The sequence below is a fragment of the Streptomyces sp. CBMA156 genome, assembly GCF_014596515.1.
Classification (GTDB): Bacteria; Actinomycetota; Actinomycetes; order Streptomycetales; family Streptomycetaceae; genus Kitasatospora.
Map to the genome: position 1 here is coordinate 1 of NZ_MSJQ01000150.1, position 22,226 is coordinate 22,226.

Here is a 22,226-nt window from a genome sequence, read left to right on the forward strand (position 1 = left end):
GCGGCGGCCGTCGCGCTGCCACCGCGCGGCGAGCGGGCCCGGCGCGCCGAGGAGGCCGCCGACCGGCTGCGCACCGAGGCCGGTCGCGCTGCCACCGCGCGGCGAGCGGGCCCGGCGCGCCGAGGAGGCCGCCGACCGGCTGCGCACCGAGGCCGTCGAGGCGGTCGCCGTCACCTGGGTGGACAACGCCGGGATCACCCGGGTCAAGGCCGTGCCGCTCCACGGCCTGGTGCACGCCGCGCAGTGGGGCGTCGGCACCGCCCCCTGCTTCGACGTGTTCCTCGCCGACGACGCGATCACCACCAGCCCGATCATCGGCGGCCCCACCGGGGACCTCAGGCTCTACCCGGACCTCGACCGGATCGTCCCCCTGGCCGCCCAGCCCGGCTGGGCCTGGGCCCCGGGGGACAGGTACACCCAGGCCGGAGCCCCGCACCCGGGCTGCCAGCGGCTGTTCGCCCGGGGAGCCGAGGCCGCGGCGGCCGCGCGCGGCCTGAGCCTCAAGGCGGGCATCGAGGTCGAGTGGACGGTCGCCCTGGCCGGCGCGCCACCGGAGGAGCCGCGGTACCCGACGCACGGGCCGGCGTACGGGATGCACCGGCTCATCGACCTCTCCGACTACCTGCGCGACGTGCTGCGCGCCCTCGGCCGGCAGGGGCTGAGCGTCCTCCAGATCCACCCCGAGTACGCCCCGGGCCAGTTCGAGGTCTCGGTCGCCCCCGAGGGCCCGGTCGCCGCCGCCGACACCTCCGTCCTGGTCCGGCACACCGTCCGGGCCGTCTCCGCCCGGCACGGCCTGCGGGTCTCCTTCGCCCCGGTGGTCGAGGCCGGCAGCGTCGGCAACGGCGGCCACCTGCACGTCAGCCTCTGGCGGGAGGGCCGCAACCTCGGCCACGGCGGCCCGGGTCCGCACGGTCTGACCGCCGAGGCCGAGGGCTTCCTCGCCGGGGTGCTCGACGCGCTGCCCGAACTGCTGGTGCTGGGCTGCTCCAGCCCCGCCGGGTACCTGCGCCTGGTCCCCCAGCACTGGGCCGGCGCCTACCAGTGCTGGGGCCTGGAGAACCGCGAGGCCGCGCTGCGCCTGGTGACCGGCTCCACCGGGGAGCGGGCCGCCGCCGCCAACGCCGAGGTCAAGTGCTTCGACGCGAGCGCCAATCCGTACCTGGCGGTCGGCGGGGTGATCGCGGCCGGCCTCGCCGGGCTGGACCAGCGCCGCGCGCTGCCACCGGAGTTCACCGGTGATCCGGCGGCTGCCGAGCCGGGCACGGTGCCCCGGCTGCCGGCGGGCCCGGCCGAGGCGATCGCCGCGTACGAGCGTTCCGCGGTGCTGTGCGAGGCGCTCGGCGAGCCGCTCCACCAGGCGGTGCTGGCGGTGCGCCGGGCGGAGGAGGAGCAGTACGCCGCGGCCACGCCCGAGGAGTTGGTCGCAGCGACCCGCTGGCGGTACTGAGCGGTGGCCCGGCCGGAGGAGCCCGCGCTGGTCGACCACCACTGCCACAGCGTGGTGGCGGCCGAGCTCACCGACGACGCCCTGGCCGGGCTGCTCACCCTGCGCTACGGCCGCGGCTGGCCGGCCATGGGCAGCCGCTACGAGGCGCCGACCCGCAAGGCGCCCGCGAAGACCGAGACGCCGGGCGACCTGTGGAAGGCCCTGGACCGCGGCGAGGACCCCACCGCGGTGTGAGCCGCACCCGTGTGACGCGATAGACCCGCCACCCGCTTTGGGCCACCGGTGTGTGGCCCGGCACAATGGAACCCGTCAACCCGCCGGCGGCCCCGCAGGCCCGGCCGGGCCCCGAGAGCCAAGGAGCACCACCGATGGCAGCAGCAGCACACGGCCACACCCCCGCCGCCTGGACCGGCGTCGTCATCTCCTTCGTCGGCTTCGGCGTCGCGGGCGTCGCGATGATCCTGCCGTCGGTGCTGCTCGTCTGGGTCGGCCTGGCGGTCATCCTGGCCGGCGGCGTGGTCGGCAAGGCGATGTCGCTCGCCGGCATGGGCCAGCAGGCCAGCGCCAACGTCTACAAGTCGGTCGAGGAGCAGACCGCGGCCCGCCAGGCCGCCGCCGTCACCGCCTGACGGCGAGCTCGTCGCACCACACGTTTGTCGTACATCGGAACGGCGGGCGCGCCACGCCCGCCGTTCCGTCGTGTCCGGGCCCGCCCCGGGCAGAATCGGGGCGTGACCTCCGCCCCCGCCGCCCCCGCCCCGCCGCCCGTACTGCGCCGGCTGAGCCCGCCGCTGACCGCGCTGGCGGCGGTGGCCGTCCCCACCGCGTACGTCGCCGTGGTGGACCCGAACACCCCCGGGCACTACCCCGACTGCCCGTTCCTGACCGCCACCGGCTGGTGGTGCCCCGGCTGCGGGGGGCTGCGCTGCGTCCACGCGCTGACCCACGGGGACCTCACCGGCGCCCTGCACGACAACGCCGTCGCCGTCCTGCTGTTCGGCGTGCTGGCGGTGCTCTGGCTGCGCTGGGGCTGGGCCGCGCTGACCGGTGGGCCACCGCCGAGGACCACCGTCGGGGCCAGGCGCTGGGTGCTGATCGGCCTGCTGGTGCTGGTGTTCACGGTGGTGCGCAACTCGCCGGTCGGGGCGGGGCTGGCACCGCCGCTGGTCTGACCGGACCGGTCCGATCCGGCCACGGTGCCACTCGGGCCGCTCCTGACCGCCTTCGCCGGCCACCGGGCCGTCCTTCCGCGGCCGGTGCCGGGACCGGGCCGGAGGGCCGGGCCGGAAGCCCGTGCAGAAGCGGTGAACCCGCAGCTGGGGACCGCTGGAGCGGGCGTCCGGTCCGCGAGACGCCGGGAGGACTGGTGCGCCCCCCGCCGCCGGGTGCCGATACCATCGAAGAACCGGTGGGCTGTCGCCCGCCGGCTCGTGCCGGCCAACTGGCAGAAAAGATGGGGGCTCCTGAGTGAGTGTGCTCGACTCGATCATCGAAGGGGTCCGCGAGGACCTCGCCGAGCGGCAGGCCCGGGTCTCCCTGGACGAGCTCAAGGCGCTCGCCGCCAAGGCACCGGAGGCCAAGGACGGCGTCGCCGCCCTGAAGGGCGACGGGGTCCGGGTGATCTGCGAGGTGAAGCGCTCCAGCCCGTCCAAGGGCGCCCTGGCGTCGATCGCCGATCCGGCCGCCCTGGCTGCCGACTACGCGGCCGGCGGCGCCGCCGCGATCAGCGTGCTGACCGAGCAGCGCCGCTTCGGCGGGTCGCTGGCCGACCTGGACGCCGTCCGCGCCGCGGTGGACACCCCGCTGCTGCGCAAGGACTTCATCGTCACCGCCTACCAGCTGTGGGAGGCCCGCGCGCACGGCGCCGACCTCGCGCTGCTGATCGTCGCGGCCCTCGACCAGTCGGCCCTGGTGTCGCTGATCGAGCGCGCCGAGTCGATCGGCCTCACCCCGCTGGTCGAGGTGCACGACGAGGAGGAGATCAAGCGCGCGGCGGACGCCGGCGCCCGGATCATCGGCGTCAACGCCCGCAACCTCAAGACCCTCGAAGTGGACCGCAACACCTTCGAGAACGTCGCCCACACCATCCCGGACGGCATCGTCAAGATCGCCGAGTCCGGCGTGCGCGGCCCGCTGGACGTGATCGGCTACGCCAACCTCGGCGCCGACGCGGTGCTGGTCGGCGAATCCCTGGTGACCGGCAAGGACCCGCGCGCCGCGGTCGCCGACCTGGTCGCCGCCGGGGCCCACCCCGCCGTCCGGCACAAGGACTGACACCACCCGATGAAGATCGCCGCCCGACTCGCCCCCGGCTGCCGCCCGCGCGGCTGCCGCGCGCCCGCACGCCGGGTGCTGGGGCGGCGGGTGCGCTACGTCATCGGCTGCGAGCCCGGGCAGGTGCCGGGGCGGCGATGGCGCGTGACGTCCGGCTGAACCAGCCGATCGGACGTCATCGTCGTTCATCTCCGTCTTCGTAAAGGGAAACAACCATGTCCGAGAAGGACTACCTGCCCGGTGCCCAGGTGCCGGACGCGCGCGGCTACTTCGGCGCGTACGGCGGCCGCTTCATCCCCGAGGCGCTGGTCGCCGCGGTCGAGCAGGTCGCCGAGGAGTACGAGAAGGCCAAGACCGACCCGGCCTTCGCCGCCGAGCTCGACGCACTGCTCAAGGACTACACCGGGCGCCCGAGCCCGCTGACCGACGTGCACCGCTTCTCCGCCGAGGCGGGCGGCGCGCGCGTCCTGCTCAAGCGCGAGGACCTCAACCACACCGGCTCGCACAAGATCAACAACGTGCTGGGCCAGGCGCTGCTCACCAGGCGGATGGGCAAGACCCGGATCATCGCCGAGACCGGCGCCGGCCAGCACGGCGTGGCCACCGCGACCGCCTGCGCGCTGTTCGGCTTCGACTGCACCATCTACATGGGCGAGGTCGACACCCAGCGCCAGGCGCTCAACGTCGCCCGGATGCGGATGCTGGGCGCCGAGGTGGTGGCCGTCACGTCCGGCAGCCGGACGCTCAAGGACGCCATCAACGAGGCGTTCCGGGACTGGGTCGCCAACGTCGACTCCACCCACTACCTGTTCGGCACCGTCGCCGGGCCGCACCCGTTCCCGATGATGGTCCGCGACTTCCACCGGGTCATCGGGGTCGAGGCGCGGCAGCAGGTGCTCGACCGGACTGGCAGGCTGCCCGACGCGGTCGTGGCCTGTGTCGGCGGCGGCTCCAACGCGATGGGGATCTTCCACGAGTTCATCCCGGACGCCGGGGTGCGGCTGATCGGCTGCGAGGCCGCCGGCGAGGGGGCCGAGACGCCGCGGCACGCGGCCACCCTCACCAAGGGGGACCCGGGGGTGCTGCACGGCTCCCGGACGTACGTCCTCCAGGACGAGGACGGGCAGACCATCGAGTCGCACTCGATCTCGGCCGGGCTGGACTACCCGGGGGTCGGCCCCGAGCACGCCTGGCTGAAGGACACCGGGCGGGCGGAGTACCGTCCGGTCACCGACGACGCGGCGATGCAGGCGCTGCGGCTGCTGTCCCGCACCGAGGGCATCATCCCGGCCATCGAGAGCGCCCACGCGCTCGCCGGGGCGCTGGAGCTGGGGCGCGAGCTCGGGCCCGAGGCGACCATCCTGGTCTCGCTGTCGGGACGCGGGGACAAGGACATGCACACGGCGGCGGAGTACTTCGGGCTGTACGACGAGCCGGGTGCGGGGTCCGCGGGCGAAGGCGCTGGGAACGGTGCCGGCAACGGCTCCGCCGAGGGGGGTAAGTGATCATGACTTCGAAGCTGAGTGGTGTCCTGGCGGCGGCCAAGGCGGAGGACCGGGCCGCGCTGATCGGGTACCTGCCGGCCGGGTTCCCGACCGTGGACGGCGGCATCCGGGCGATCAACGCGCTGATCGAGGGCGGCTGCGACGTGGTCGAGGTCGGGCTGCCGCACTCCGACCCGGTGCTGGACGGCGCGGTCATCCAGACCGCCGACGACATCGCGCTGCGGGGCGGTGTGCGGATCAAGGACGTGCTGCGGACCGTCCAGGAGGTCGCCGCGGCGCACCCCGCGGCGCCGGTGCTCGTGATGACGTACTGGAACCCGGTCGACCGCTACGGGGTGGCGCGGTTCGCGGCCGACCTCGCGGCCGCGGGCGGGGCCGGGTGCATCCTGCCGGACCTGCCGGTGGAGGAGTCCGAGGAGTGGCGCAAGGCGGCGGACGAGCACGGGCTGGACACCGTGTTCGTGGTCGCCCCCAGCAGCAAGGACGCGCGGCTGGCGGAGGTCACGGCGGCGGGCAGCGGGTTCGTGTACGCGGCCGCCGTCATGGGGGTGACCGGGACGCGGTCGGCGGTCGGGTCCATGGCCGAGGACCTGGTCGCCCGGACCAGGGCGACGACGGACCTGCCGGTCTGTGTCGGGCTCGGGGTCTCCGACCCGGTGCAGGCGGCGGAGGTCGCGCGGTTCGCGGACGGGGTGATCGTGGGGTCGGCGTTCGTGAAGCGGATCCTGGCCGCGGGCCAGGATGAGGCGGGGGCGTTGGACGCGGTGCGGGGGCTGGCGGGGGAGTTGGCTGGGGGCGTGCGGAGGCGCTGACGCGCGGTAGAGCGGGTGGCTGACGGCCCTTCACTCCTTGGGGAGTGGGGGGTCGTCGGGTTTTCTGGGGGCTTTCGGGAGGGTGGGGTGGCGGGGGCGGCTCCGGGGGTGGCCGCTCCGGGGGCTGGGTGATTTTCGGACTGCCGTTCTCGTGGGTGCGACGCCGGACAGGGGTGGCAGTCTGAAAATCACCCGTCACGCCCCTCTCCGGGCCACCCCCTGCGCCGCCCCCGCCCGCAGCGCGTCCCTCTCGCCGGGAGGGGGAAGGGGAGGGGAAGGGTGCGGGTGGGTGGGGACAGGTGGGCAGGTGCAGGGGCGGCGGGTGGTGTGGGTGGGGGCTTCTTGGGGTTGTGGGCGTGTGGGGTGATGTGCGCGCTCGCTGGGTGGGGGGAGGGGGTGTTGGGGGTGGGGGTGGACCCGAACGGGTGAACTGGGGGTGGGGGGACGCATCGGGTGGGGGTGGGCGGCGTTGAGTGGAGGGAGGAGTGCACGAACGAGGTGTGCCGGGGTTGTGGGGTGAGCGGAAGGGGTGAGCCGGTGCGGGGTCTCCAGCGGGCCGTTCTGCTGCGGGCGGTGGTGGCCGCGTTGGCGCTGGGGGCGGCGGTCGGGGTGCATGTCGAGGTGGGGCACGCGCTGGCGAAGCGGGGGGCCGAGCGGGCGGAGCGGGAGGCGGTGGCCTGTGCGGAGGCGGCTCGGCATCCTGATCTGTTCGATTCCGGATGGCGGGCGGGGTGCCGGTGACGCGTGGGTGTTCGGGTTATTCGGACAGAACGTCACCCATCCGGCTTAATTCCTGAATGCGGAGGAACCGGCCTTCGTCCCTTACGGTTCATCAGGGAGTGAACGAGTTTCCCGAGGGGGGTTCCCTGATGGCCGCGCAGCCCGGTGGTTCCGCGCCCGCGCCGATGGCGGGGCGGCCGGTGCCGGTCTGGAGTGAGTGGCTCGGCACCGTTGTCCGGCTCGGTCTCGCGGTGGTCTGGGGGTGGGCCGGACTGGCCAAGATCTCCGATCCGGCGGAGGCCGCCCAGGCGGTCCGGGCGTACGAGATCCTGCCCGAGGGCCTGGTGAAGCCGATCGGTTACGGCCTGCCGTTCCTGGAGCTGGCGCTGGCCCTGCTGCTGGTGGTGGGCCTCGGCGTCCGGCTGGTGGCAGGGGTCTCCGCGCTGCTGCTGCTGGTCTTCATCGCCGGGATCGCCTCCGCCTGGGCCCGTGGCATCTCGATCGACTGCGGCTGCTTCGGCGGCGGCGGGCACGTCGACGCGTCCCAGACGGAGTACCTCCAGGAGATCCTGCGCGACACCGGGTTCCTGTTGCTGGCCGGGTGGCTGCTGTGGCGGCCCCGTACCCGGCTGTCGGCAGACGGCTGGCTGGCGAGCTGACCCCCACATCCCCGCACCCGACGAAGGCCCCCCGACCGTGGATGTCAAGGCAATGAGCGATAAGAACCGAGAAGGCAAGCGCACCGCCCGCGAGCGGATGCAGGAACAGCGGGCCGCCGATGAGGCCTCCTCCCGGCGCAGGAAGAAGCTGATCGTGGGCGGCTCCGTGCTCGCGGTGATCGCCGCGGCGGTGATCGTCGGCGTCGTGGTGCAGAACCAGCGTTCCAAGCCGGAGACCCCGACCGCCGTACCGGCCGGGACGATCGGCGACAAGAACCTGGTCATCCCGGTCGGCGCCGGCAACGCGCCCTCCGTCCTCACCATCTACGAGGACCCGCGCTGCCCCGCCTGCGGCACGTTCGAGCGGGAGTTCTCGGCGACCATCGACCAGCTGGAGGACGCCGGGAAGATCTTCACGAACTACCACATCGTGTCGTTCATCGACCGGGCCGTGTCGGGCAAGGGGTCCAAGACGGGCGCCAACGCGCTGGGCTGCGCCCAGGACGCCGGGCGGTTCCGGGACTTCCACGACGTGCTGTACCGCAACCAGCCGGAGGAGACCAACGACGCCTTCGGCGACAAGGCCGTCCTGCTCAGCCTGGCGAAGCAGGTCAACGGCCTGGACACGCCCGAGTTCCAGTCCTGCGTCAAGGACAACAAGTTCGGCGGGTGGGTGTCCGCGGTGCAGCAGGACTTCGACAAGTCCAGCTTCAAGTCCACCCCGACGGTGCTGCTCAACGGCCAGCCGATCTACCCGAAGAACGGCAGCGAGGAGATCACCCCGGCGAACCTGGTGAAGTGGGTGGACGCCGCGAACCAGGGCAAGCAGCTGGGTACGGCGGGCTCGCACGGGCAGACCCCGGCGCCGACCAGCACCGCCTCGGAGGCCAACAACCCGTCGCCGACGGCCGGCTGAGCCCGATCCCGGTCCGCCGTCCCCTCCCCGTCCGGAGGGGGCGGCGCGGCCCGTTGTTCGGTTTCTGTGACCCCAGGGGTGTCCGACGGGGCCGTCGGACCCTGTAGCGTCGGAACTGCCATGGATATCGCCTACATTCCCAGCCCGTCGCGGGGCGTCCTGTACATCGGACCGATCCCGCTGCGCGCCTACGCCTTCTGCATCATCCTCGGTGTCGTCGTCGCCGTCTGGCTCGGCAGCAAGCGCTGGGTCGCCCGGGGCGGTGCCAAGCACACGGTCGGTGACATCGCCGTGTGGGCCGTGCCGTTCGGCCTGGTCGGCGGCCGCCTGTACCACGTGATCACCGACGGCGGCCGACTGTACTTCGCCGACGGGAAGAACCCCTGGGACGCCCTCAAGATCTGGGAGGGCGGCCTCGGCATCTGGGGCGCGGTCGCGCTGGGCGCGGTCGGCGCCTGGATCGGTGCCCGCCGCCGGGGCGTGCCGCTGCCCGCGTACGCCGACGCCATCGCGCCCGGCATCGCGCTCGCCCAGGCACTGGGCCGCTGGGGCAACTACTTCAACCAGGAGCTGTACGGCCGGTCGACCACCCTGCCGTGGGGCCTGGAGATCGACAAGACGCTGCCCGACGGCGAGGTCGTGAAGGGCGTCTACCACCCGACCTTTCTCTATGAGTCGCTGTGGTGCGTCGGCGTCGCGCTGCTGGTGATCTGGGCGGACCGCCGGTTCAGGCTGGGCCACGGCCGGGCCTTCGCGCTGTACGTGGCCGCGTACACGGTGGGCCGGTTCTGGATCGAGTGGCTGCGGATCGACGACGCGCACGTCTACTTCGGCCTGCGGCTGAACGACTGGGTGTCCATCGCGGTGTTCCTCGGCGCGGTCGCGTACTTCGTGATCGTCGGCAGGACGCGGCCCGGCCGGGAGGACCCGGCGGGCGTCGATCCGGCCGCGCACGTGGTGGAGGGCGCTCCGGCGGACGGCACTCCGGCGGAGGACGCCCCGGTGGGGGAGAAGAACGGCAAGAGCGTCGAGGAGAAGGCCGACGGGAAGCCGGTTCTGCGCAAGCAGGCCGAGCCCGTGGACGGGGAGACGGCCGGCGAGGACGCCAAGAACCCGATCTGACCTGGGACTTCTCCGCACTGAGGCCACCCTTCGCGAGGTTTGCGAAGGGTGGCCTCAGTGGTGTTCGGACAGCCTTACTTTGCTGGAAATGCCCAGGTCAGAAGGGCTACGTTCAGGGCTGACGAACGACGACGGAGGGGAATGACGATGAGTGCGATCACCGTGGAGGCCGACGCCGGACACCAGCCGCGGATACCCGCGGCCGACCACCACAGGGACGTCAACGGGGGCTGGCTGCGGCCGGCCGTGTTCGGGGCGGTGGACGGGCTGGTGTCCAACTTCGCGCTGATGACGGGTGTGGTCGGCGGTGCGGCCTCCAACGGGACGGTGATCCTGACCGGGCTGGCGGGCCTGGCGGCCGGCGCCTGCTCGATGGCGGCGGGGGAGTACACCTCGGTGGCCTCGCAGCGGGAGCTCGTCCAGGCCGAGATCGAGGTCGAGCGGCTGGAGCTGAGCCGCAACCCGCACGGGGAGCTGGCCGAGCTGGCCCAGCTGTACGTCTCGCGCGGGGTGGACCCGGAGCTGGCCCACGAGGTGGCCCGGCAGCTGTCCGCGGACCCGGAGCTGGCCCTGGAGGTGCACGCCCGCGAGGAACTGGGCGTCGACCCGACCGACCTGCCCTCGCCGCTGGTGGCGGCCGGCTCGTCCTTCCTGTGCTTCGCGCTCGGCGCGCTGCTGCCGCTGCTGCCGTACCTGCTGGGGGCGACCACGCTGCTGCCCGCCATGCTGCTGGCGGGCGCCGGGCTGTTCCTGTGCGGTGCGGTGGTGGCCAGGGTGACGGCGCGCAGCTGGTGGTTCAGCGGGCTGCGGCAGCTGGTGCTGGGCGGCGCCGCGGCCGGGGTGACCTATCTGCTCGGGTTGCTGATCGGCGGCCATGTGGGCTAACCACGGGCCTGCATGACTATGCTGGTCAGTGCGTGACGTTTCACACATGGACGGCGAGCGGGGCCTGGCACTGTCTCATCATTCGGGCCCCTTCGCCGCGGATTCGCATCCGCGGACGGGCTTCCGGGATGGATTCGCAGGCGACCATGATCGGCTTCCGTGGCGATCCGGTTTCGCCGCTGTTTCAGGCCGCGGACGGTTGGGCACAATCGTCGGGACGTGCACTGTGGCGCGTCCTCTCACACACCCTCTGACCTGCGCGTCATTCCGCCATGTGGACGGGATATTTCGCTTCTCAGGATCACGGGCATCATGTGACTCGCACCATCGCATCAGGGCCAACGTCGTCCCTCCTTGCATCAACTTGCCGAAAGACGACGACGGGAGAGCCGATGCTGTCTGCATCCATGCACTCCGCCAACGAGCACCAGGCCGGCGCCGCCCGCCGGCCGTACGCGCTCGTGCCGGATGCGCGACCTGCTGCTCAGGGCCTGTACGACCCGCGAAACGAGCACGACGCCTGTGGCGTCGGTTTCGTCGCCACGCTGACCGGCATCGCCGACCACACCATCGTCGAGCAGGCGCTGAACGTCCTGCGCAACCTGGAGCACCGCGGCGCCACCGGCGCCGATCCGGACTCCGGCGACGGCGCGGGCATCCTGACCCAGGTCCCGGACGCCTTCCTGCGCGGGAAGGTCGCCTTCGAGCTCCCGGCGGCCGGGTCCTACGCCGTCGGCATCGCGTTCCTGCCGGACGAGGACGAGACCTGCGCGGCCGCCGTCGCCCGGATCGAGGCGATCGCGCTGGAGGAGGGGCTGACCGTCCTCGGCTGGCGCGACGTCCCGGTCACCCCGGACCTGCTCGGGGCCACCGCGCGCAGCGTGATGCCGCGGTTCCGGCAGCTCTTCCTGGCGAAGGCCGGCCTGGCCGGCATCGAGCTGGACCGGGTCGCCTTCGTGGCCCGCAAGCGGTCCGAGCGCGAGGCCGGGGTGTACTTCCCGTCGCTGTCCGCCCGCACCATCGTCTACAAGGGCATGCTGACCACCGGCCAGCTGGAGCCCTTCTTCCCCGACCTGTCGGACCGCACCTACGCGTCCGCGATCGGCCTGGTGCACTCGCGGTTCTCCACCAACACCTTCCCGAGCTGGCCGCTCGCCCACCCGTACCGCTTCGTCGCGCACAACGGCGAGATCAACACGGTCAAGGGCAACCGCAACTGGATGCGGGCCCGGGAGTCCCAGCTCGCCACCGACCTCATCCCCGCCAACGGGAACGGGCAGGGCCTGGAGCGGATCTTCCCGATCTGCACCCCGGACCACTCCGACTCCGCCTCCTTCGACGAGGTCCTGGAACTGCTCCACCTCGGCGGCCGCTCGCTGCCGCACTCGGTGCTGATGATGATCCCGGAGGCGTGGGAGAACCACGCCACCATGGACCCGGCCCGCCGCGCGTTCTACCGCTACCACTCCAACCTGATGGAGCCCTGGGACGGCCCGGCCTGCGTCACCTTCACCGACGGCATCCGGATCGGTGCCGTGCTCGACCGCAACGGCCTGCGCCCCGCCCGGTACTGGATCACCGAGGACGGCCTGGTCGTCCTCTCCTCCGAGGTCGGCGTGCTCGACATCGACCAGGAGAAGGTCGTCAGGAAGGGCCGCCTCCAGCCCGGCCGGATGTTCCTGGTGGACACCGTCGAGGGCCGGATCGTCGAGGACGAGGAGATCAAGTCCGCCCTCGCCGCCGAGCACCCGTACGAGGAGTGGGTGGACGGCGGGCAGATCCAGCTCGCCAAGCTGCCCGAGCGCGAGCACATCGCGCACACCCACGCCTCCGTCACCCGCCGCCAGCAGACCTTCGGCTACACCGAGGAGGAGCTGCGGGTCATCCTCGCGCCGATGGCGCGCACCGGCGGCGAGGCCCTCGGCTCGATGGGCACCGACTCGCCGATCGCCGCGCTGAGCGAGAAGCCGCGCCTGCTGTTCGACTACTTCGTGCAGCTCTTCGCGCAGGTCACCAACCCGCCGCTGGACGCCATCCGCGAGGAACTCGTCACCTCGCTGCTGTCCAACCTCGGCCCGGAGGGCAACCTGCTGGCCGCCGAGGCCGCCGCCTGCCGCTCCGTCGGCATCACCTTCCCGGTGATCGACAACGACGAGCTGGCCAAGCTCGTCCACATCAACGCGGACGGTGACCAGCCCGGCCTCAAGGCCGTCACGCTCTCCGGTCTGTACAAGGTCGCCGCCGGCGGCGAGGGCCTGGCCTCCCGGCTGGCCGCGATCGCCGCCGAGGCCGACGCCGCCATCGCCGACGGCGCCCGGATCATCGTGCTCTCCGACCGGCACTCGGACGCCGAGCACGCGCCGATCCCCTCGCTGCTGCTCACCTCCGCCGTCCACCACCACCTCATCCGCACCAAGCAGCGCACCCAGGTGTCGCTGCTGGTCGAGGCCGGCGACGTCCGCGAGGTGCACCACGTCGCGCTGCTGATCGGCTACGGCGCGGGTGCCGTCAACCCGTACCTGGCGATGGAGTCGGTCGAGGACCTGGTCGCCCAGGGCGTCTTCATCGAGGGCGTCGAGCCCGAGAAGGCGATCAGGAACCTGATCAAGGCGCTCGGCAAGGGCGTGCTCAAGGTCATGTCCAAGATGGGCATCTCGACCGTCGCCTCCTACCGCGGCGCCCAGGTCTTCGAGGCCATCGGCCTCTCCCAGGACCTGGTCGACGGCTACTTCGCCGGCACCACCACCAAGCTCGGCGGCATCGGCTTGGAGGAGATCGCCAGGGAGACCGCCGCCCGGCACGCCAAGGCGTACCCGGCCTCCGGCATCCCGGCCGCGCACCGCGCGCTGGAGATCGGCGGCGAGTACCAGTGGCGCCGCGAGGGCGAGCCGCACCTGTTCGACCCGGACACCGTCTTTCGGCTCCAGCACGCCACCCGCAACCGCAGGTACGACATCTTCAAGCAGTACACGGACCGGGTGAACGAGCAGTCCGAGCGGCTGATGACGCTGCGCGGCCTGTTCCAGCTGAACGGGCTCGGGCGGGAGCCGATCCCGGTCGAGGAGGTCGAGCCGGTCTCCGAGATCGTCAGGCGCTTCTCCACCGGCGCCATGTCGTACGGCTCGATCTCGCGCGAGGCGCACGAGACGCTGGCCATCGCGATGAACCGCCTCGGCGGCAAGTCCAACACCGGTGAGGGCGGCGAGGACCCGGACCGGCTGTACGACCCGGAGCGCCGCTCGGCGATCAAGCAGGTCGCCTCCGGCCGGTTCGGCGTCACCTCCGAGTACCTGGTCAACGCGGACGACATCCAGATCAAGATGGCCCAGGGCGCCAAGCCCGGCGAGGGCGGCCAGCTGCCCGGCCACAAGGTGTACCCGTGGGTCGCCAGGACCCGGCACTCCACCCCGGGCGTCGGCCTGATCTCGCCGCCGCCGCACCACGACATCTACTCGATCGAGGATCTGGCGCAGCTGATCCACGACCTCAAGAACGCCAACCCGGCGGCCCGCATCCACGTGAAGCTGGTCTCCGAGGTCGGCGTCGGGACGGTCGCGGCGGGTGTGTCCAAGGCGCACGCGGACGTCGTCCTGGTCTCCGGCCACGACGGCGGGACGGGCGCCTCGCCGCTCACCTCCCTGAAGCACGCCGGCGGCCCCTGGGAGCTGGGGCTCGCGGAGACCCAGCAGACGCTGCTGCTGAACGGGCTGCGCGACCGGATCGTGGTGCAGACCGACGGCCAGCTGAAGACCGGCCGCGACGTGGTGATCGCCGCGCTGCTCGGCGCCGAGGAGTTCGGCTTCGCGACCGCCCCGCTGGTGGTCTCCGGCTGCATCATGATGCGCGTCTGCCACCTGGACACCTGCCCGGTCGGCGTCGCCACCCAGAACCCGGTGCTGCGCGAGCGGTTCTCCGGCAAGCCCGAATTCGTGGTCAACTTCTTCGAGTTCATCGCCGAGGAGGTCCGGGAGATCCTGGCCTCGCTGGGCTTCCGCTCGATCGAGGAGGCCGTCGGCCGCGCCGAGCACATCGACGCCAGGGCCGCGATCGACCACTGGAAGGCCGCCGGGCTCGAACTGGCTCCGCTGTTCCACGTGCCGGCCCTGCCCGAGGGCGCCGCCAGGCACTGCACCACCACCCAGGACCACGCGCTGGACAAGGCCCTGGACAACCAGCTGATCGCACTGGCCGAGGACGCCCTGGAGCGCGGCGAGTCGGTGCGGGTGCAGCTGCCGATCCGCAACGTCAACCGCACCGTCGGCACCATGCTCGGCCACGAGGTGACCAAGCGGTACCGCGGCGAGGGCCTGCCGGAGGGGACCATCGACGTCACCTTCACCGGCTCCGCCGGGCAGTCCTTCGGCGCGTTCCTGCCGCGCGGCGTGACCCTGCGGCTGGAGGGCGACGCCAACGACTACGTCGGCAAGGGCCTCTCGGGCGGGGTGGTCGTCGTCCGCCCGGCCCGCGAGGCCGCGGCCATCGGCAACGACGCGCAGAACCACGTCATCGCCGGCAACACCATCGGCTACGGCGCCACCTCGGGCCGCGTCCACCTGCGCGGCAAGGCCGGCGAGCGCTTCGCCGTCCGCAACTCCGGGGCCACCCTGGTGGTCGAGGGCGTGGGCGACCACGGCCTGGAGTACATGACGGGCGGCCGGGTCGTCGTCCTCGGCGAGACCGGACGCAACCTCGCGGCCGGCATGTCCGGCGGCATCGCGTACGTCCTGGACCTGCGCCCGGCGAACGTCAACGACGGGATGGTGGGCATCGAGGCCCCCACCGCCGCCGACCGCGACTGGCTGCGCGAGACCGTGCAGCAGCACTACGAGGAGACCGGCTCCACCGTCGCCGCCGAGCTCCTGGCGGACTGGGGCAGCGGAGTCTCCCGCTTCTCCAAGATCATGCCGACCGACTACAAGGCAGTGCTCGCCGCCAAGGACGCCGCCGAGCGCGACGGCCTCTCCGAGGCCGAGACCACGCGCAAGATGATGGAGGCGGCACATGGCTGACCCCAAGGGCTTCCTGACCACGCCCAAGCAGCTGGCCGAGCGCCGCCCGGTCGACGTGCGGATCAAGGACTGGAACGAGGTCTACGTCGAGCGCAGCCTCCTGCCGATCATCACCAAGCAGGCCGGCCGCTGCATGGACTGCGGCATCCCGTTCTGCCACAACGGCTGCCCGCTCGGGAACCTCATCCCCGAGTGGAACGACCTGGCCTACCGGGACGACTTCACCGGTGCCATCGAGCGGCTGCACGCCACCAACAACTTCCCGGAGTTCACCGGCCGCCTGTGCCCGGCTCCCTGCGAGTCCGCGTGCGTCCTCGGCATCAACCAGGACGCGGTGACCATCAAGAACGTCGAGGTCACCATCATCGACAAGGCCTGGGACCGGGGCGGGGTCATCCCGCAGGTGCCGGAACGGCTGTCCGGCAAGACCGTCGCCGTGGTGGGCTCGGGACCGGCCGGCCTCGCCGCCGCCCAGCAGCTCACCAGGGCCGGGCACACCGTGGTGGTGTACGAGCGGGCCGACCGGATCGGCGGGCTGCTGCGCTACGGCATCCCCGAGTTCAAGATGGAGAAGCGCCACATCAACCGCCGCGTCGAGCAGATGCGGGCGGAGGGCACCCGGTTCCGCACCGGCGTGCACGTCGGCGAGGACATCACCGGGCAGCAGCTGCGCGAGCGCTTCGACGCCGTGGTGGTCGCGGCCGGCGCGACGACGGCCCGCGACCTGCCGGTGCCCGGGCGCGAGCTCAAGGGCGTGTACCAGGCCATGGAGTACCTGCCGCTGGCCAACAAGGTGCAGGAGGGCGACTTCGTGGAGTCGCCGATCAGCGCCAAGGGCAAGCACGTGGTCGTGATCGGCGGCGGCGACACCGGCGCGGACTGCGTCGGCACCGCCCACCGGCAGGGGGCGGCCTCCGTCACCCAGCTGGAGATCATGCCGCGGCCCGGCGAGGACCGGCCCGGGAACCAGCCGTGGCCGACCATGCCGATGACGTACAAGGTCACCTCCGCGCACGAGGAGGGCGGCGAGCGGATCTACTCCGTCAGCACCACCCACTTCGCCGGTGACGAGGACGGCAACGTCCAGGAACTGCACCTGGTCGAGGTCGAGTTCAGGGACGGCCGGTTCGAGCCCGTCCCGGGCACCGAGCGGGCCGTCCCCGCCCAGCTCGTCACCCTGGCCATGGGCTTCACCGGGACGGACGTGCGCAACGGGCTGGTCGAGCAGCTGGGAGCGGACCTCGACGCGCGCGGTAACATTGCCCGCGATGGCCGGTTCGCCACCAATGTCGATGGCGTGTACGTCTGCGGAGACGCCGGCCGTGGCCAGTCACTGATCGTCTGGGCCATCGCGGAGGGCCGTTCGGCCGCTGCCGCGGTGGACTCGTACCTGGGCGGCAAGACCCCGCTTCCCGCCCCGATCCGACCCACGGACCGCCCCCTGGTGGTCTGACGGCCGACGGTCCGACCGGCCCCACCGAACCCCCGGCGCCGCATCGCCGGGAGCTCAACCCGCTGCCCCCGCCAGTGTCGCCGGGCCAACGCGGTCTCCTGGCGCCTGCCCTCTTCCCCGACCAGTTGGAGGGCGGGCGCCGTCGCGTGCCCTGACGGCGGCGACGCCGGGAGCGGTCGAGCACCTCGGGGCCCGGAACTCCGAGACCCTGAACTCCGGGGCCGGGAACTTCGGGGCCTGAGCTTCAGGGCCCGGACGTACGGTGGCCGGCAGTGGCCGGAGTCGTCCGCGGCCCCGGCGGTTCCCCGGCAGCGGACTGTTGTTCGTCGGTGCCAGGTGGCAGACTGCGGCCGACGGCCGGGGGGCTGGGCGAGTGCGGAGGGTGACTTCGATGGGCACGACTCAGGCAGGCGGGGGCGCCACCGTACGGCGTCTGCTGCTCGGCACCCAGCTGCGCAAGCTCCGCGAGGCCAGAGGCGTCAGCCGGGAGGAGGCCGGGTACTCGATCCGGGCCTCCGAGTCGAAGATCAGCCGGATGGAACTCGGCCGGGTCGGCTTCAAGGAGCGCGACGTGGCCGACCTGTTGACCCTGTACGGGGTCGAGGCCGAGCCGGAGCGGGCCACCGTGCTCGGGCTGCTGCGCGACGCCAACGCCAGCTCCTGGTGGCACGAGTACGGGGACGTGCTGCCCGGCTGGTTCCAGAACTACCTCGGGCTGGAGGAGGCCGCGGCCGAGATCCGCAGCTACGAGGTCCAGTTCGTCCACGGGCTGTTGCAGACCGCCGACTACGCCCGGGCCGTGGTCACCGCCGGCTGCCACGCCAACGGCCCGGAGGAGATCGAGCGCCGGGTCGACGTACGGCTCAAGCGGCAGGGGGTGCTCACCGGGGAGCGGGCGCCGCGGCTGGTCGCCGTGCTGGACGAGGCCGCGCTGCGCCGCCCCTGGGGCGGCCCCGGGCTGATGCGCGGCCAGCTGGACCGGCTGCTGGAGCTCGGCGAGCTGCCCAACGTCCGGCTCCAGGTGCTGCCGCTGGGCAACGCCGGACTGAGCGCGGAGAGCGGCGCGTTCACCGTCCTGGGCTTCGCCGAGGCCGAACTGGCGGACGTGGTGTACCTGGAGCAGTTCACCACCGCGCTCTACCTCGACAAGCCCACCGAGGTGGCCGAGTACCGGCAGGCGATGGACGACCTGGTCGCCGACAGCCTGACTCCGGAACTGACCCGCGACCTTTTGTACGCGGTGCGCCAGGAGCTGTAATACGTCAGTACGATGATGTCTCATCAGGTCGGTGTATGAGAGGGATCAGATGTCGTACTTCTCCGAGTTGGCGCTGCAGTACATCGACGGCGAGTGGCGCACGGGCAGCGGCTCCTGGGACATCGTCGACGTCGATCCCTACACCGGGGACAAGCTCGCCACCATCACCGTCGCCACCGTCGCCGAGGTCGACCTGGCCTACCGCGCGGCCCAGCGCGCCCAGAAGGAGTGGGCCGCCACCAACCCGTACCAGCGGCGGCTGGTCTTCGAGCGGGCGCTGCGGCTGCTGGAGGAGTGGGAGCCGGAGATCGTCGGGGCGATCATGGCGGAGCTCGGCGGCACCGCGCTGAAGGCGGGCTTCGAACTGTCGCTGGTCAAGGACCTGCTGCGGGACTGCCTGTACCAGTCCGTGGCCCCCGAGGGCCGGCTGCTGACCTCGCCCGCCCAGGGCCGGGAGAACCGGCTCTACCGGCTGCCGGTCGGCGTGGTCGGCGTGATCAGCCCGTTCAACTTCCCGCTGTACCTGGCGCTCAAGGCCGTCGCCCCGGCGCTCGCGCTCGGCAACGGCGTCGTCCTCAAGCCGCACCAGGAGACCCCGGTGGTCGGCGGCGGGCTGATCGCCAAGCTCTTCGAGGAGGCGGGCCTGCCGCCCGGCCTGCTGAACGTGGTGATCACGGACATCGCCGAGGTCGGCGACGCCTTCCTGGAGCACCCGGTGCCCAAGGTGATCTCGTTCACCGGCTCCGACAAGGTCGGCCGGCACGTCGCCACCGTCGCCGCCGGCCACTTCAAGCGGACGGTCCTGGAGCTCGGCGGCAACAGCGCGCTGATCGTGCTGGACGACGCGGACGTGGACCACGCCGTGGACGCGGCGGTGTTCAGCCGCTTCGTCCACCAGGGGCAGGTCTGCATGTCGGCGAACCGGGTGCTGGTGGACCGCGCCGTCGAGGCCGAGTTCACCGAGAAGTTCGTCGCCAAGGTGGCCTCGCTCGTAGTCGGCGACCCGAGGGACCCGGCCACCCACATCGGCCCGCTGATCAACCCCGTCCAGGCCGACGCCCTCGACGCCCAGGTCGACCAGGCCGTCGCGGCCGGCGCCACCGCGCTGCTGCGCGGCACCACGGTCGGCAGCCTGATGGCGCCGACGGTGCTCACCGGCCTCGCGGAGGACGCGCCGATCCTGCGCAACGAACTCTTCGGCCCGATCGTGCTGCTGGTGCCCTTCGACGGCGAGGACGAGGCCGTGCGACTGGCCAACGACTCGCCGTTCGGGCTCAGCGGGGCGGTGCACACCGGCAACGTCGAGCGCGGCGTGAAGGTCGCCCAGCGGGTCGAGACCGGCATGATCCACGTCAACGGCGGCACCATCGCCGACGAGCCGGGCGTGCCCTTCGGCGGCGAGAAGAACTCCGGCGTCGGCCGCCTCAACGGCGAGGCCACGGTGGACGCCTTCACCACCGTGAAGTGGATCTCCGTCCAGCACGAGCGCGCGGTCTTCCCCTTCTGATCCGGTTCTGATCCGGGGACGTCGAACGTGCGGGCCTCCCGGCGGCTGCCGCCGGGAGGCCCGTGGCACTCGACCGTTCAGGCCGGGTGGCGGACCAGGGCGTCGGTGGCGAGCGTGAAGCCGAAGGGGGCCGGGACCGGGACCGGGTCCCCGAACTTGCCGCTCCACTGGCGGTGGTAGCCGCTGCCGGACGGCTCGGAGTAGAGCGTCAGCTCACCCTCGCGAGGGTCGATCAGCAGGTACAGCGGGATGGCCATCAGCGGATAGTCGCGGACCTTGCCGACCAGGTCGTTCTCCGGGTTCGACGGGGAGACGATCTCCACGGCGATGGCGGCCTGTTCGGCGGGGACCTGGTTGCCGCCCTCTTCGAGCACCGAAAGCGGGATGTAGGTCAGGTCGGGGTTGCGCAGCTTGCCGACGTTCGGGGAGGCGAGGTCGGTGTTCTCGCTGGGCATCAGGTCGGCGGGGCGGTGGGCGTCGAACTGCTCGCGCACAAGCAGCAGGTTGCGTTGATGGATCACCGATGGGCCGGCCGTCATGATGATCTCGTCGCCGGAGATCTCGATCTTCCAACCGCTGGGAGGCGTCAGACTCTGCGCGTAGGCCAGCAGCCGTGCGTGGCGCTCCGGGATCTGCAACTCGCCCATGGCGCCATTCTTCCACCGGACAGGCCGGAAGGCCGCCGCCCCGACGGGGGCGACGGCCTTCCGGTGGGAGCGTCGGTCAGAAGACCGGCTGGCCGGCGCGGACGAGGCGCCAGGAGTCGGTGAAGAAGTCGGCGGGGTCGATGGTGCCCTTGGCCTTCACCCAGGCGATCATGGTGTTGCGGATCTCGTCGGAGTCCGACCAGATCATCTTGGCCTTGGCGACGTGCGGGAAGTTGCCGCCGCCGTTGGCACGGTAGTTGTTGACGGCGAGGACGAACTCGGCGGCCGGGTCGATCGGCTTGCCCTGGAAGGACAGGTTGACGATCCGCCGGCCCTTCGGCTGGGCGATGTCGATGTCGTAGCTCAGGCCGTAGACCGAGTCGTAGTTGTAGTCCGGGGTGGCCTCGGCGCCGGTCAGGGTGTCCTTGTCGACCGGGGCGCCCGGGGCGAGCTGGTTGTAGTACTTCACCGAGTACTCAAGGTAGTCCTTGAGCTGGGCGCCCGTCAGGATGCGGGCCTCCAGGGTGTTCTCGTAGATGTACAGGCCCGCGGCGTCGCGCAGCTTCACCTGGCCGGACGGGATCAGGGCGGTGCGGTTGAACGGGGCGGCCTGGGCCAGCACCGGGAGGCCGGCGTACTGCCCGCCCGCCAGCGCCGTCTTGACGGCGTCGGCCTGGACCCTGCCGATCAGGTCGATGATCGGGGTGGCCTTGAAGGGCGCTTCGGCGATCGACAGCGCGATCTTGCTGCTGCCGATGTTCTGGTTGACGTACGCGACGACCTTCTTGTGCTGCCCGGCGATCGCGTCGGTGATCTCCGGGTTCTCCGGCACGGTGTTGGCGTTCAGCAGCCGGGAGGAGACCGAGGAGACCTTCCAGGCACCGCCCGCGAACTCGGCCTCGAAGTCGAAGCAGGTCAGCCGCTGGCCGTAGCAGAGCGGCTCGGAGAGCACGACCGTCCTGCCGGTCTTCTTGTTGACGACCAGGCGCTGGGCGATCTCCTTGTGGGCGTGGCCCACCAGCACCGCGTCGATGTCGGGGACGGTCTCCGCCAGGGCCACCGAGGCGTTCTCGGCCCAGGGCAGCTGGTCGCCCCAGGTGGTCGCCTCGTCGCAGCCCGAGTGCGAGGAGACCACGATGACGTCCGCGCCCGCCGCCTTCATCCGCGGCACCCAGGTGGCGGCGGTCTCGACGATGCCGGGGAAGACCATCTTGCCGCTGACGTTGGCCTTGTCCCAGATCGCGATGCCCGGGTTGGTGAGGCCGAGGATGCCGACCCTCAGCGGCCGCCCCTCGCCCAGCCGCAGCTCCTTGATCACGTACGGCTTGAAGGCCGGCTTCTCGTTCTTCGCGTTCAGCGCGTTGGCGCCCAGCAGCGGGAACTCCAGCTGGTCCTGGTAGGCCTTCAGGAGCGGGATGCCGTAGTTGAACTCGTGGTTGCCGAGCGCGGCGGCGTCGTACTCCATGAGGTTCATGGCGACGGCCATCGGGTGGTCCGGCACGGTGTCGGCCTCGGTGTCGATCGACTCGATCCGGGCGTAGTAGTAGGACAGCTGGGTGCCCTGGATGGTGTCACCGGAGTCGATGAGCAGGCAGCGGTTCCAGCCCTTCTCCTCGCGCACCTGGTTGGCCAGGGTGGAGATCTTGGCGAGGCCGACCGCGTTGTGGGCCTTGTCGGTGTACTCGGCGTCGGTGAAGTAGTCCCAGTTGAGCACCCGGCCGTGCAGGTCGGTGGTGCCCATGACGGTGAAGGCCTGGGTGCGCGGCTTGCGCTGCGGGCCCTTGGCGGCCGCCGTGTCCGGCTGGGCGGCCGCGGCGGAGGGGGCGGCGGGGCAGGGCGGGGGGGGGTGGGGGGGGGGGGGGGGGGGGGGGGGGGGGGGGGGCCGCTCGATGCCGTCCGGGCTCAGCAGGGTGAGGACGTCCAGGACCCGGGTGGCCGAGGTGAGGGTGCGGGCGACCGCCAGCACGCGGGCCCTGACCGGTCGGGTGCTCCAGCGATCGGCGGGCCAG

17 protein-coding genes and 1 pseudogene are annotated in these 22,226 nt (G+C 72.1%); 16 read left to right on the plus strand and 2 right to left on the minus strand.

All coding sequences use genetic code 11. From position 1 onward, the window contains the following. The first annotated feature begins 139 nt into the window (after positions 1-139). The 16 genes and pseudogenes from BU198_RS12475 (at position 140) to BU198_RS12550 (ending at position 19,570) form a co-directional block, all read left to right on the plus strand. Positions 140-1,450 carry a glutamine synthetase family protein gene (locus tag BU198_RS12475; protein ID WP_223244299.1) on the plus strand — a complete coding sequence of 437 codons (1,311 nt, stop codon included), beginning with the start codon at positions 140-142 and terminating at the stop codon, positions 1,448-1,450. An 81-nt stretch (positions 1,451-1,531) separates the two neighbouring features. After that, positions 1,532-1,684: pseudogene (locus BU198_RS12480) on the plus strand (Trp biosynthesis-associated membrane protein); the annotation flags it as partial. Positions 1,685-1,818: 134 nt separating this feature from the next. Further along, positions 1,819-2,079, plus strand: a complete 261-nt coding sequence (locus BU198_RS12485) for an HGxxPAAW family protein (protein WP_188296909.1) — start codon at positions 1,819-1,821, stop codon at positions 2,077-2,079. A 102-nt stretch (positions 2,080-2,181) separates the two neighbouring features. Then, on the plus strand, positions 2,182-2,622 hold the full coding sequence (locus BU198_RS12490; protein ID WP_317620091.1) for a DUF2752 domain-containing protein: 441 nt from the start codon (positions 2,182-2,184) through the stop codon (positions 2,620-2,622). 295 nt (positions 2,623-2,917) lie between these two features. Beyond that, positions 2,918-3,724 (plus strand): indole-3-glycerol phosphate synthase TrpC, encoded by an 807-nt coding sequence (gene trpC, locus BU198_RS12495; protein WP_188296910.1) that lies wholly within the window; start codon positions 2,918-2,920, stop codon positions 3,722-3,724. A gap of 9 nt (positions 3,725-3,733) precedes the next feature. Further along, entirely contained in the window at positions 3,734-3,883 is a 150-nt protein-coding gene (gene trpM / locus BU198_RS12500) for a tryptophan biosynthesis modulator TrpM (protein ID WP_188296911.1), read from the plus strand. 56 nt (positions 3,884-3,939) lie between these two features. Continuing rightward, entirely contained in the window at positions 3,940-5,229 is a 1,290-nt protein-coding gene (trpB, locus tag BU198_RS12505) for a tryptophan synthase subunit beta (protein ID WP_188296912.1), read from the plus strand. A 2-nt stretch (positions 5,230-5,231) separates the two neighbouring features. After that, positions 5,232-6,041 carry a tryptophan synthase subunit alpha gene (gene trpA, locus BU198_RS12510; RefSeq protein ID WP_188296913.1) on the plus strand — a complete coding sequence of 270 codons (810 nt, stop codon included), beginning with the start codon at positions 5,232-5,234 and terminating at the stop codon, positions 6,039-6,041. A gap of 839 nt (positions 6,042-6,880) precedes the next feature. Then, entirely contained in the window at positions 6,881-7,420 is a 540-nt protein-coding gene (locus tag BU198_RS12515; RefSeq protein WP_317620092.1) for a MauE/DoxX family redox-associated membrane protein, read from the plus strand. A gap of 52 nt (positions 7,421-7,472) precedes the next feature. Then, on the plus strand, positions 7,473-8,336 hold the full coding sequence (locus BU198_RS12520) for a DsbA family protein (protein ID WP_188296914.1): 864 nt from the start codon (positions 7,473-7,475) through the stop codon (positions 8,334-8,336). A gap of 120 nt (positions 8,337-8,456) precedes the next feature. Continuing rightward, positions 8,457-9,458 (plus strand): prolipoprotein diacylglyceryl transferase, encoded by a 1,002-nt coding sequence (lgt, locus tag BU198_RS12525; protein ID WP_188296915.1) that lies wholly within the window; start codon positions 8,457-8,459, stop codon positions 9,456-9,458. A gap of 147 nt (positions 9,459-9,605) precedes the next feature. Then, positions 9,606-10,343: a VIT1/CCC1 transporter family protein gene (locus BU198_RS12530; protein WP_223244298.1), complete on the plus strand. Its 738-nt coding sequence runs from the start codon at positions 9,606-9,608 to the stop codon at positions 10,341-10,343. A 407-nt stretch (positions 10,344-10,750) separates the two neighbouring features. Next, entirely contained in the window at positions 10,751-15,352 is a 4,602-nt protein-coding gene (gltB, locus tag BU198_RS12535; protein ID WP_188296924.1) for a glutamate synthase large subunit, read from the plus strand. Next, the gene (locus BU198_RS12540) at positions 15,345-16,805 is read left to right on the plus strand and encodes a glutamate synthase subunit beta (protein ID WP_188296917.1); all 1,461 of its coding nucleotides are present in this window, start codon (positions 15,345-15,347) and stop codon (positions 16,803-16,805) included. The genes gltB and BU198_RS12540 overlap by 8 nt, the downstream gene beginning before the upstream one ends. 391 nt (positions 16,806-17,196) lie before the next feature. Continuing rightward, positions 17,197-18,063, plus strand: a complete 867-nt coding sequence (locus BU198_RS12545) for a helix-turn-helix domain-containing protein (protein WP_188296918.1) — start codon at positions 17,197-17,199, stop codon at positions 18,061-18,063. Positions 18,064-18,112: 49 nt separating this feature from the next. After that, a complete protein-coding gene (locus tag BU198_RS12550) occupies positions 18,113-19,570 on the plus strand; it encodes an aldehyde dehydrogenase family protein (protein WP_188296925.1) in 1,458 nt (485 codons plus the stop codon). A gap of 77 nt (positions 19,571-19,647) precedes the next feature. Here the strand turns inward: BU198_RS12550 and BU198_RS12555 are convergent, their stop codons facing one another. Both BU198_RS12555 and BU198_RS12560 read right to left on the minus strand, forming a co-directional pair. Further along, the gene (locus tag BU198_RS12555) at positions 19,648-20,217 is read right to left on the minus strand and encodes a Uma2 family endonuclease (protein WP_188296919.1); all 570 of its coding nucleotides are present in this window, start codon (positions 20,215-20,217) and stop codon (positions 19,648-19,650) included. A gap of 76 nt (positions 20,218-20,293) precedes the next feature. Continuing rightward, positions 20,294-22,183, minus strand: coding sequence for a bifunctional metallophosphatase/5'-nucleotidase (locus BU198_RS12560; protein ID WP_317620093.1), 1,890 nt, complete (start codon positions 22,181-22,183; stop codon positions 20,294-20,296). Positions 22,184-22,226: the final 43 nt, after the last annotated feature.

Coding starts and splice junctions, on each gene's coding strand:
- BU198_RS12545 (WP_188296918.1), top strand. CDS start 17,197: ATGGGCACGACTCAGGCAGGCGGGGGCGCCACCGTACGGCGTCTGCTG.
- trpA (WP_188296913.1), top strand. CDS start 5,232: ATGACTTCGAAGCTGAGTGGTGTCCTGGCGGCGGCCAAGGCGGAGGAC.
- BU198_RS12530 (WP_223244298.1), top strand. CDS start 9,606: ATGAGTGCGATCACCGTGGAGGCCGACGCCGGACACCAGCCGCGGATA.
- trpM (WP_188296911.1), top strand. CDS start 3,734: ATGAAGATCGCCGCCCGACTCGCCCCCGGCTGCCGCCCGCGCGGCTGC.
- BU198_RS12485 (WP_188296909.1), top strand. CDS start 1,819: ATGGCAGCAGCAGCACACGGCCACACCCCCGCCGCCTGGACCGGCGTC.
- lgt (WP_188296915.1), top strand. CDS start 8,457: ATGGATATCGCCTACATTCCCAGCCCGTCGCGGGGCGTCCTGTACATC.
- BU198_RS12550 (WP_188296925.1), top strand. CDS start 18,113: ATGTCGTACTTCTCCGAGTTGGCGCTGCAGTACATCGACGGCGAGTGG.
- BU198_RS12555 (WP_188296919.1), bottom strand. CDS start 20,217: ATGGGCGAGTTGCAGATCCCGGAGCGCCACGCACGGCTGCTGGCCTAC.
- gltB (WP_188296924.1), top strand. CDS start 10,751: ATGCACTCCGCCAACGAGCACCAGGCCGGCGCCGCCCGCCGGCCGTAC.
- trpB (WP_188296912.1), top strand. CDS start 3,940: ATGTCCGAGAAGGACTACCTGCCCGGTGCCCAGGTGCCGGACGCGCGC.
- BU198_RS12520 (WP_188296914.1), top strand. CDS start 7,473: ATGAGCGATAAGAACCGAGAAGGCAAGCGCACCGCCCGCGAGCGGATG.
- BU198_RS12540 (WP_188296917.1), top strand. CDS start 15,345: ATGGCTGACCCCAAGGGCTTCCTGACCACGCCCAAGCAGCTGGCCGAG.